A 10,000-nucleotide genomic window follows, 5' to 3' on the forward strand; every position below is an offset into this window, starting at 1 on the left:
ATGGTAGTAGAAAGCCTTGATGTGTAAGAGTTAGTGTTTCGAATTGTTTGGAAGAATGGATAGGGGAATTCATTTGCATTTCTGGAATTTCCTTCAGTAGTGTTTCCATTGTAAATTTTTCCCCTTCTAACTGTTTGATATTAAAAATTTTTTCAGCTAAACAAGTGATTAATCCATTTTTTTGTACTTTTACTTCATCCTTCAAAAACTCATATTGTTGCTTTTTTCTTTTTCTTGTTGTGACCCCATGAGCAAGCAAGGAAGTCGATTCAGGGTAATTAGGGTCTACGGTAAGTAAACATGCTTTTAAAAGCTGTACAAACCCGTAGAACGTTAAAGTAGGCTGTATAGAGAGTGGAGCAATACTTGCTTGTTCATAGTATGTTTTTGCGTGTTCTAGATAATATATAAACGGGTAGCAATTTTCATAGCTCTTTTGTTCTGCATTTGGAATATGTAGTTGAGTATAATGTTTTCTTAAAAATAGTTGAGAAGAAGATGCTGAAAAAAAAGGCAAAAGGGAATCAAAATAACCAGTGTTTATAAACAAAGATAACAGCTCCTTTGAATTTTTTAAATTAATAGAAAAATCAAACTTTTCCATTCGTTCTTGACAGTATTATGCCCAGTTGATAACCTACAAATAATATTTTTTAGCAGGAGGGGAAAGAAATGTGGGAAAATAAGTTTGCAAAAGAAGGTTTAACTTTTGATGATGTGTTACTGGTACCAGGAAAGTCGGAGGTACTACCAAACGATGTAAGTTTAAAAGTAGAGTTGGCGGAAAATTTGAAACTCAATATTCCGATTATTAGTGCAGGAATGGATACAGTAACAGAAGCGGAAATGGCGATCGCAATGGCTCGTCAAGGTGGCTTAGGAATTATTCATAAAAATATGTCAATTGAAGCTCAAGCTGATCAAGTAGATAAGGTTAAACGTTCTGAGAGTGGTGTTATCTCTGACCCATTTTTCTTAACGCCAGAACATCAAGTATTTGATGCTGAGCATTTAATGGGCAAATATCGAATTTCTGGAGTGCCAATTGTTAATAATGAAACAGATCAAAAGCTTGTTGGGATTATTACAAATCGTGATTTACGCTTTATTGATGATTTCTCTTTAAAAATTTCTGATGTAATGACAGTTGAAAATTTAGTGACAGCATCAGTCGGAACAAACTTAGAGCAAGCTGAAAAAATTCTTCAGAAATATAAAATCGAGAAACTCCCTCTTGTTGACGATAACGGTGTTTTAAAGGGACTAATTACAATTAAAGATATCGAAAAAGTTATTGAATTCCCTAACTCAGCTAAAGATAAACAAGGAAGATTACTTGTTGGAGCTGCAGTTGGAGTAACGAAAGATACAATGAAGCGTGTAGAAATGCTAGTAAAAGCACATGTTGATGTCATTGTATTAGATACAGCACACGGCCATTCTGCAGGTGTTCTTGGAAAAGTTAAAGAAATTCGAGATGCTTATCCTGAATTGACAATTATCGCAGGGAACGTTGCAACAGCAGAAGGCACACGAGCATTAATTGAAGCAGGTGCTGATATTGTAAAAGTTGGAATTGGGCCTGGATCAATTTGTACAACACGTGTTGTTGCTGGTGTAGGTGTACCACAAATTACAGCTGTATATGATTGTGCAACAGAAGCTCGCAAACATGGTAAAACAATTATTGCTGATGGTGGTATTAAATACTCTGGTGATGTTGTAAAAGCTTTAGCTGCAGGCGGAGATGCAGTAATGCTTGGAAGCTTACTGGCTGGTGTTACGGAAAGTCCAGGGGAAACAGAAATCTTCCAAGGCCGACGTTTTAAAGTATATCGTGGTATGGGTTCTGTTGCAGCAATGGAAAAAGGGTCTAAAGACCGTTACTTCCAAGAAGATAATAAGAAATTCGTTCCAGAAGGAATTGAGGGACGTCTTCCTTATAAAGGACCTCTTGCAGATACAATTTATCAATTAATCGGTGGTATTCGTTCAGGTATGGGATACTGCGGAACACCTACTTTAACGGATTTAAAAGAAAGAGCACAATTCGTTAAAATGACAGGTGCGGGCTTAAGAGAAAGTCATCCGCATGATGTTCAAATTACAAAAGAAGCACCGAACTATTCTTTACAATAAGGTAAAACCTCCCTTGGTAGAGGTCTTACTACCTGCTAAAGATGGAATAAAAATTACCAAAAAAATAGGTATCGTCTTTCATGACTCTACCTATTTTTTTTGTTTTTTCTATGATAAACTAAAAAAAGTGTGTGAGGCAGACCAGAAATAGCTGCCTATTATTAAAAAGCTTACAAGGTGGAGGTATTGGAAATTGAAAAGAATCAGCAAGATGACCCTGATGTTCATGACCGTTTTTGTTCTCGCATTGTCACAATTTGCTTATCAACCGGGGAAAGCTCAAGCTGAATCTGATAATTTAGGCTTAAAAGCAGAAGCAGCGATTATCATTGATGGTGAAACCGGGCAAATTATATATGAAAAAAATGCCGAAAAAGTTTTAGGTATTGCTTCAATGTCTAAAATGATGACAGAATATATCGTGTTAGAAGCGATTCATAATAAAAAAATTTCTTGGGATACAAAAGTTCAAATAAATGAGTATGTACATAAACTATCCAAGGCGCCGAATTTGTCGAATGTAGGCTTAACACAAGGTGAAGAGTATACAGTCGAAGAATTATATGGTGCGATGGCTGTATACTCTGGTAACGCTGCAACAGTAGCTCTGGCTGAAAAAATTGCTGGTAGCGAGAAGAAATTTGTTCAACTACTGAATAAAAAAGCGAAAGAACTAGGTTTAAAAAACTATAAATTTGTAAATTCTACTGGACTTAATAATTCTGATTTACTAGGAAATCATCCGTCTGGCGATGCAAATGAAGAAAATGTAATGACAGCGCAGGATGTAGCTTTACTAGCCTATCGGTTAATTAATGATTATCCAGAAGCGCTAGATTACTCAAGTATCTCTAAATTGAAATTTCGTGATGGTAGAGAATATCCAAACTTTAATTGGATGTTGCCGGGTTTAATCTTTGAATATGATGGTGTTGATGGTTTAAAAACAGGTTCAACAGATTTTGCCGGGTACGCTCATACTGGAACGGCTGTTCGTGATGGGCAACGTTATATTACAGTGGTTATGAAATCAACATCTAAAGACGAGCGTTTTAGAGATAGTATTAAATTAATGGACTACGCTTTTGATCAGTTTAATAAAGAAGAAATTCTTCCTGCACACTATCAGGTCAAAGGGCATAAGTCACTTGATGTTGTGAAAGGAAAAGAAGACGTAGTTAATATTGAAACAAAAGAAGCACTAGATTTAGTTGTAGAAGATGATTACAAAGATCATGTTAAAACGAAACTCGTTATTGATAAAAGTAAGTTAAATGAAGAGGGTCAATTAACAGCGCCGATTAAAAAAGGTGAAAAGCTTGGTTATATTACTGTTCAAGTAGGAGCAGAATCATATGGTTCAATCACGAATCCAGAAGTTAAAGCGGTTAAGGTAGACGTTGTAGCTGCTGAGTCAGTGGAAAAAGCGAATTGGTTTGTTCTTTCTATGCGTGCAGTAGGTGGATTCTTCGCTGATATTTGGTCAAGTGCTGCTTCTACTGTTAAAGGATGGTTTTAATAGAATTCGCGTATAAAACGGTTGCAACTTGCAAATAATTGTAGTACATTATGGAAAAACAATTTGATTTATAAAGCTATGACAGGAAATAGTAACAAGAGAAGCTTGCTGTAGAGAGCCGATGGTTGGTGAAAATCGGTGTAAGCATCTTGTGAATCCATCCTTGAGTAAAGAACGGAACACCTTTTAGGTTAGTAAGTACTTTCGGTTCAAGCCGTTATCTTGACAAGTGGAAGACAAATATTGTCTTCAACTAGGGTGGCAACGCGGGTTAACTCTCGTCCCTTTTATAGGGACGGGAGTTTTTTGCGTTCATAAGCTATAAGCTATATAAATAGGAGGAAAGAAAGATGTTAGATTTAAAATTTTTACGAAATAATTTTGAAGAAGTAAAACGTATTCTGCAATATCGTGGAGAAGACTTAACGGATTTAGGGGCATTTGAAGAATTAGATGTGAAACGTCGTGAGTTAATTGCTGAGGTAGAGCAGCTAAAAAGTAAAAGAAATGAAGTATCTCAACAAGTAGCAGTATTAAAACGTGAGAAAAAAGATGCTGATACATTAATTGTCGAAATGCGTGAAGTGGGGGATCGAATTAAAGGTTTAGATGAAGAACTTCGTGAAGTAGAAGCGAAGTTAGATATGCTTCTCTTATCTATTCCAAACATTCCGCATGAAAGTGTTCCAATTGGAGAAACAGAAGATGATAATGTAGAAGCTCGTAAGTGGGGGGAAATTCCACAATTTACATTTGAACCAAAGCCGCATTGGGATATAGCAACAGATTTAGGGATTGTTGACTTTGAACGCGCTGCAAAAGTAACAGGAAGCCGTTTTGTTTTTTATAAAGGGCTAGGCGCACGATTAGAGCGTGCATTAGCAAGTTTTATGTTGGATTTACATGTAGAAGAACATGGTTATGAAGAATTAATGACACCGTTTATGGTAAACCGCGCAAGTATGACAGGTACTGGACAGTTGCCGAAGTTCGAGGAAGATGCATTTCGTATTGAAAGTGAAGATTATTTCTTAATTCCAACAGCTGAAGTGCCTGTAACGAACTTCCATCGTGATGAGATTTTAAATGGAGAGGATTTACCGCTTAGCTATGTAGCTTATACAGCATGCTTCCGTTCTGAAGCAGGGTCTGCAGGCCGAGACACACGCGGTCTGATTCGCCAGCATCAATTTAATAAAGTCGAGCTTGTGAAGATTGTAAAGCCAGAAGACTCTTATCAAGAACTTGAAAACTTAACAGGTCATGCTGAGAAGGTGTTACAACTGCTTGGTCTACCATATCGTGTATTGAGCATGTGTACAGCAGACTTAGGATTTACCGCAGCGAAGAAATATGATCTTGAAGTATGGCTGCCGAACTATGGCGGTTATCGAGAAATCTCTTCTTGTAGTAATTTTGAAGCTTTCCAAGGGAGACGTGCGAATATCCGTTTCCGTCGTGATACGAAAGGAAAACCGGAGTCTGTTCATACATTAAATGGATCTGGTTTAGCTATCGGCAGAACGGTAGCAGCTATTTTGGAAAATTATCAACAAGAAGACGGAAGCGTTATTATTCCGGAAGTATTACGACCATATATGCGTGGCGTAGAAGTCATTAAGCCTAGCTAATTTGAAAGAAAGGGGACTTATCTGTCAAAGGTAATGTCCCTCTTTTTAAATGATGTATTAACGAATGTTGCTGCTGAAGTGACTTTCCTTTTATTTCATTGATAATCTTTCTTATGCTAAAAAAAGTGGTCGAGATGTTGACATTCTTTTTGAATCATTGTACTATATTAACTGTCAACACGGAGGTATACCCAAGTCTGGCTGAAGGGATCGGTCTTGAAAACCGACAGGGGGGTCAAACCCCGCGGGGGTTCGAATCCCTCTACCTCCTCCATTTATTTTTTAATCACACTTGCATGCATAAATATGGAATCGTATGAAAATCCGTTACATTACGTAACGGATTCTTTTATTGGAGAAAAGATGAAATAAGAGAGCTTTTAGCTGTACTTGCTTTTAATACTTGATTCATCATCGTTAAAGCATATTGATTGTCCTGTATATCGGCAGAGGCAATTGCGTTCTCTGGTGCCCAGATTTTATATTCACGCATATAAGCGTCGTTGGCAGTGAAAAGGACGCAGATATTCCCTGCAATTCCAGTTAAAATTAAAGTATCGACTTTTAATTGGTGTAATAAAGTTTGAAGAGCTGTACCGTAAAAAGCAGAATGTTTTGGTTTAATTAAAAAGTAATCATCATTTGTTGGCTTAATTTGTTCAATGATGTCTGTATTTTGTTCATGTTGACAAGTGGCGATAATTTTTTCAAAGTCAGCTTGCCATAAATTGTAGTGATCATTGATGTAGATGATGGGAGCCCCTTGTTTTTTTATGGTTTCTTTAATATGTAAAATCGGTTTAACAATAGATTTAGTATGCTTAAGCAGTAAATCGCCATGAGCAAATTTAAAATCATTAATCATATCAATAATAATTAGGGCGCATTTCATAAATATTCTCCTTTTTTAAGTTTGCATCCATTATAGATAGTGCGATACGATGTCCTATATGTGAGGATAATGTGTGTTTACTCTTTATAGTTAGCTCGATAGCGTCTCTTTACTCCTATAAAAGGGGGGATAGATGGTGGAAGATGATGCGTATTATATGAATATAGCTTTACAAGAAGCAAAAAAAGCACGTGCTCTTCAAGAAGTACCAATTGGTGCAATTGTTGTTTGGAAGGATGAAGTAATCGCTAGAGCTTATAATTTACGTGAGACGGATCAAAATGCAGTGGCTCATGCAGAATTATTAGCAATACGTGAGGCTTGTGAAGTTCTTGGAACATGGAGGCTAGAAGAAGCCACTTTATATGTAACGCTTGAACCGTGCCCGATGTGTTCGGGTGCAATTATTAATTCCCGTATTAAGAGGGTGGTCTTTGGTGCGCATGATCCAAAGGCAGGATGTGCTGGGACGTTTATGAATTTACTTCAAGATGAACGTTTTAATCATCAAAGCGAAGTAACGAGCGGTGTACTGCAAGAAGAGTGCGGCGGTATACTGACGGCTTTTTTTAAAGAACTTCGTGAGCAAAAAAAGGCGGCTAAGAAAGCAAAAAACTCACATTGCATAGAAGATATTAACAGCTAATAAATATTGCTTTTTTAAAATATAATCGGTATAATAAATCATGTACCTAGATGAGGTACACTAATTATTGGTATCATATTTGCCGTGCTAGGTGGGGAGGTAGCGGTGCCCTGAACTCGCAATCCGCTCTAGCGAGACGGAATCCCTTCTCGAGGTTAGCGTACTGTAGGGTCTGCCTTAAGTAAGTGGTGTTGACGTCCGGGTCCTGCGCAATGGGTCTCCATGAACTATGTCAGGTCCGGAAGGAAGCAGCATTAAGTGGAAGTTCCCATGTGCCGCAGGGTTGCCTGGGCCGAGCTAACTGCTTAAGTAACGCTTATGGTTGTTAATCGACAGAAGGTGCACGGCAGTTATTACATAATAAATCAACTCATCCATTAAGGGTGAGTTTTTTTGTATCAAGATAAGGAAGTATAAAATTTTTGATACGTTTTGTTGGCGTCATTGGCTCTATGATTTAACTAATCGCTTTGGAAGACAAAGAACGTATCTGCCAGCTGCTCATCTTACATTGTAACGATGGAAATAAGTACGCTATAATTAAGAGAGATGGAGAAAATAAAGGAGGGATTACCGTGGGATATCAAGCATTATATCGGGTGTGGCGACCACAACAATTTATTGATGTAGTCGGTCAGGAACATGTAACGAAAACGTTGCAAAACGCTCTCATCGGGCAAAAAGTTTCCCACGCCTATTTATTTTCAGGACCGCGTGGTACAGGGAAAACGAGTGCGGCCAAAATCCTCGCGAAGGCTGTAAACTGTGAGCATGCGCCAACAAGTGAACCTTGTAATGAATGTGCGACCTGCCGAGGTATTACTGACGGCTCCATATCGGATGTGATTGAAATTGATGCGGCTTCTAATAATGGGGTAGAAGAAATTCGAGATATTCGCGATAAAGTGAAGTATACCCCCAACGCAGTTACATACAAAGTGTATATCATCGATGAAGTACATATGCTATCACAAGGAGCTTTCAATGCTTTATTAAAAACATTAGAAGAGCCTCCTAGGCATGTCATCTTTATTTTAGCTACAACTGAGCCGCATAAAATTCCCCTAACGATAATTTCTCGTTGTCAACGTTTTGATTTTAAACGTATTCAACCCCAAGATATCGTTGGTCGGATGTCGCAAATTGTGGGTGAAACAGGTGTGGCATGTAATGAGCAGGCTTTACATATTATTGCGAGAGCGGCTGAAGGCGGAATGCGTGATGCGCTAAGCTTGCTTGATCAGGCTATTTCGTTTAGTACAGATGAAGTAACAGTAGAAGATGCTCTTACAGTGACGGGATCGGTATCACAAGCTTTTTTAAGTCGATTAGCGCGAGCTGTTTATGAGAGAGATGTGGCTGTTTCCCTTCAAGTTTTAGATGAACTATTAGCAATGGGAAAAGATCCGGCTCGTTTTATAGAAGATATTATTTTTTACTTCCGAGATATGTTATTATATCAATCAGCTCCAAGTTTAGCTGATACGTTTGAACGAGTATTGATTGATCCGCAGTTTAAAGAACTCGCGGGTATGATTTCTACAGACATGATTTATCAAATGATTGAAAGCTTTAATACAACACAGCAGGATATGAAGTGGACGAATCATCCACGTATCTTACTAGAAGTCGCGCTTGTAAAGTTGTGCAATGAACAGTCATCATCTCAAGTTGATAACGGACAAGTACAACAACTTCTTGCTAAAATAGAGGGCCTTGAGAAGCAAATTGAAGATCTTAAACAAAATGGATTAGCGATTTCTAATGTTGAACGAGTAGCAACCAAACCAAAAGCACAAAGGACTACAAAAAAAGCATATAAGGCACCAGCAGGGAAAATTCATCAAATTTTAAAACATGCGACAAAACCTGATTTACAAGCAGTAAAAAGTAAATGGGGCGAAGTTTTTGAACAACTGGGTCAACAGAATTTAAAGTCATTAGCGGCTTTATTGACAGAAGCAGAACCTGTTGCTGCCTCAGAAGGTGCATTTGTGGTAAAATTTAAATATGATATTCATTGCCAAATGGCCATGGAAAATAGCCGTTTAATCGAAATGCTTGCATCCATTATGGAACAACTTACCGGTCGTCGTATGGAAATGGCAGGTGTGCCGGAGAGTCAATGGCAGCAATTGCGAGAAGAGTTTCTTTCTACGCAGCAACTCGATGGTCCAACCGAAACGGAATCAAAAGAAGAAGATCCTTTTATAGCAGAAGCCCGTAAATTAGTCGGGGATGATTTGCTAGAAATTAAAGAATAATTAGGAGGTACGAACAATGGGTATGCGTGGTGGCATGGGGAACATGCAAAATATGATGAAACAAATGCAAAAAATGCAAAAGAAAATGGCAGAGGCACAAGAAAAACTAGGTGAAGAAAAAATCGAAGGAACAGCTGGCGGCGGGATGGTTACCGTGATTGTGACAGGTCATAAAGAAATCGTCGATGTCACGATTAAACCTGAAGTAGTCGATCCGGATGATATCGAAATGTTACAAGACTTAGTATTAGCGGCAACAAATGATGCCTTAAAGAAAGCAGAAGAATTAACGAACCAAACGATGGGTCAATTTACAAAAGGCATGAATCTGCCGTTTTAAATAGCAAGAAAAGAAACTTCCGTAACGGAGGTTTCTTTTCTGTCATGGAAGGAAGGATACGATGCATTATCCAGAACCGATTTCAAAGCTCATTGACAGCTTTATGAAGTTACCGGGTATCGGACCGAAAACAGCAGCGAGACTCGCTTTTTTTGTGTTAGGGATGAAGGAAGATACGGTGTTAGACTTTGCGAAAGCGCTGATTAACGCGAAGAGAAATCTTTCCTATTGTTCAGTGTGCGGTCATATTACCGATCAGGATCCGTGTATGATTTGTGAAGACCAGCGTCGAGATCGAGACGTGATTTGTGTGGTGCAGGACCCGAAAGACGTCATTGCGATGGAGAAAATGCGTGAGTTTAACGGGCTGTATCATGTGTTACATGGCAGTATTTCGCCGATGGATGGAATTGGACCGGAGGATATTAATATCCCTGATTTATTGAAGCGCCTGCAGGATGAGACGGTGCAGGAAGTCATTCTGGCAACCAATCCAAATATTGAGGGAGAAGCCACAGCGATGTATATTTCTAGACTGTTGAAGCCATCAGGTATTAAAGTGACAAGAA

General features: G+C 38.4%; 9 protein-coding genes, 1 tRNA gene, 1 other RNA gene and 1 other annotated feature (2 of these 12 running past the window's edge). Of the genes, 9 read left to right on the forward strand and 2 right to left on the reverse strand.

Features of this window, described 5'->3' with window-relative positions; translation table 11 throughout:
- Positions 1-604 carry the 5' portion of a YaaC family protein gene (locus tag BAOM_RS00065; protein WP_127758590.1) on the reverse strand. 428 nt of this gene lie to the left of the window's left edge, so only the first 604 of its 1,032 coding nucleotides appear in the window; it begins with the start codon at positions 602-604; its stop codon lies beyond the left edge, outside the window.
- A gap of 68 nt (positions 605-672) precedes the next feature.
- Between BAOM_RS00065 and guaB the strand changes: the two genes are divergently transcribed.
- The 4 genes from guaB to BAOM_RS00085 all read left to right on the forward strand — a co-directional run bounded on the left by guaB (position 673) and on the right by BAOM_RS00085 (position 5,563).
- Positions 673-2,139: an IMP dehydrogenase gene (gene guaB / locus BAOM_RS00070; RefSeq protein WP_127758591.1), complete on the forward strand. Its 1,467-nt coding sequence runs from the start codon at positions 673-675 to the stop codon at positions 2,137-2,139.
- Between the two features lie 193 nt (positions 2,140-2,332).
- Positions 2,333-3,658 (forward strand): D-alanyl-D-alanine carboxypeptidase family protein, encoded by a 1,326-nt coding sequence (locus BAOM_RS00075; protein WP_252282878.1) that lies wholly within the window; start codon positions 2,333-2,335, stop codon positions 3,656-3,658.
- 69 nt (positions 3,659-3,727) lie between these two features.
- Positions 3,728-3,947 (forward strand) — a binding site (T-box leader).
- Positions 3,948-4,008: 61 nt separating this feature from the next.
- Positions 4,009-5,289 (forward strand): serine--tRNA ligase, encoded by a 1,281-nt coding sequence (gene serS, locus BAOM_RS00080; protein WP_127758592.1) that lies wholly within the window; start codon positions 4,009-4,011, stop codon positions 5,287-5,289.
- Positions 5,290-5,470: 181 nt separating this feature from the next.
- Positions 5,471-5,563, forward strand: a tRNA-Ser gene (locus BAOM_RS00085).
- Between the two features lie 75 nt (positions 5,564-5,638).
- On the opposite strand, the gene BAOM_RS00090 is transcribed toward BAOM_RS00085, so the two are convergent.
- Entirely contained in the window at positions 5,639-6,181 is a 543-nt protein-coding gene (locus tag BAOM_RS00090; RefSeq protein WP_127758593.1) for a cysteine hydrolase family protein, read from the reverse strand.
- 136 nt (positions 6,182-6,317) lie between these two features.
- Here BAOM_RS00090 and tadA point away from each other — a divergent pair, with 136 nt between their 5' ends.
- The 5 genes from tadA to recR form a co-directional block, all read left to right on the forward strand.
- Entirely contained in the window at positions 6,318-6,827 is a 510-nt protein-coding gene (gene tadA, locus BAOM_RS00095) for a tRNA adenosine(34) deaminase TadA (RefSeq protein ID WP_127762392.1), read from the forward strand.
- Between the two features lie 82 nt (positions 6,828-6,909).
- An RNA gene (gene ffs / locus BAOM_RS00100) (signal recognition particle sRNA large type) lies at positions 6,910-7,174 on the forward strand.
- 228 nt (positions 7,175-7,402) lie between these two features.
- Positions 7,403-9,091 carry a DNA polymerase III subunit gamma/tau gene (gene dnaX, locus BAOM_RS00105; protein ID WP_127758594.1) on the forward strand — a complete coding sequence of 563 codons (1,689 nt, stop codon included), beginning with the start codon at positions 7,403-7,405 and terminating at the stop codon, positions 9,089-9,091.
- A gap of 22 nt (positions 9,092-9,113) precedes the next feature.
- A complete protein-coding gene (locus BAOM_RS00110) occupies positions 9,114-9,431 on the forward strand; it encodes a YbaB/EbfC family nucleoid-associated protein (RefSeq protein ID WP_127762393.1) in 318 nt (105 codons plus the stop codon).
- 61 nt (positions 9,432-9,492) lie between these two features.
- A protein-coding gene (recR, locus tag BAOM_RS00115) for a recombination mediator RecR (protein WP_119119049.1) crosses the window boundary here: on the forward strand, positions 9,493-10,000 show its 5' portion. Its footprint extends 89 nt past the window's final position; only the first 508 of its 597 coding nucleotides appear in the window; it begins with the start codon at positions 9,493-9,495; its stop codon lies beyond the right edge, outside the window.

Source organism: Peribacillus asahii, assembly GCF_004006295.1.
Lineage (GTDB): Bacteria > Bacillota > Bacilli > Bacillales > DSM-1321 > Peribacillus > Peribacillus asahii_A.

Coding starts and splice junctions, on each gene's coding strand:
- BAOM_RS00090 (WP_127758593.1), bottom strand. CDS start 6,181: ATGAAATGCGCCCTAATTATTATTGATATGATTAATGATTTTAAATTT.
- serS (WP_127758592.1), top strand. CDS start 4,009: ATGTTAGATTTAAAATTTTTACGAAATAATTTTGAAGAAGTAAAACGT.
- BAOM_RS00110 (WP_127762393.1), top strand. CDS start 9,114: ATGCGTGGTGGCATGGGGAACATGCAAAATATGATGAAACAAATGCAA.
- guaB (WP_127758591.1), top strand. CDS start 673: ATGTGGGAAAATAAGTTTGCAAAAGAAGGTTTAACTTTTGATGATGTG.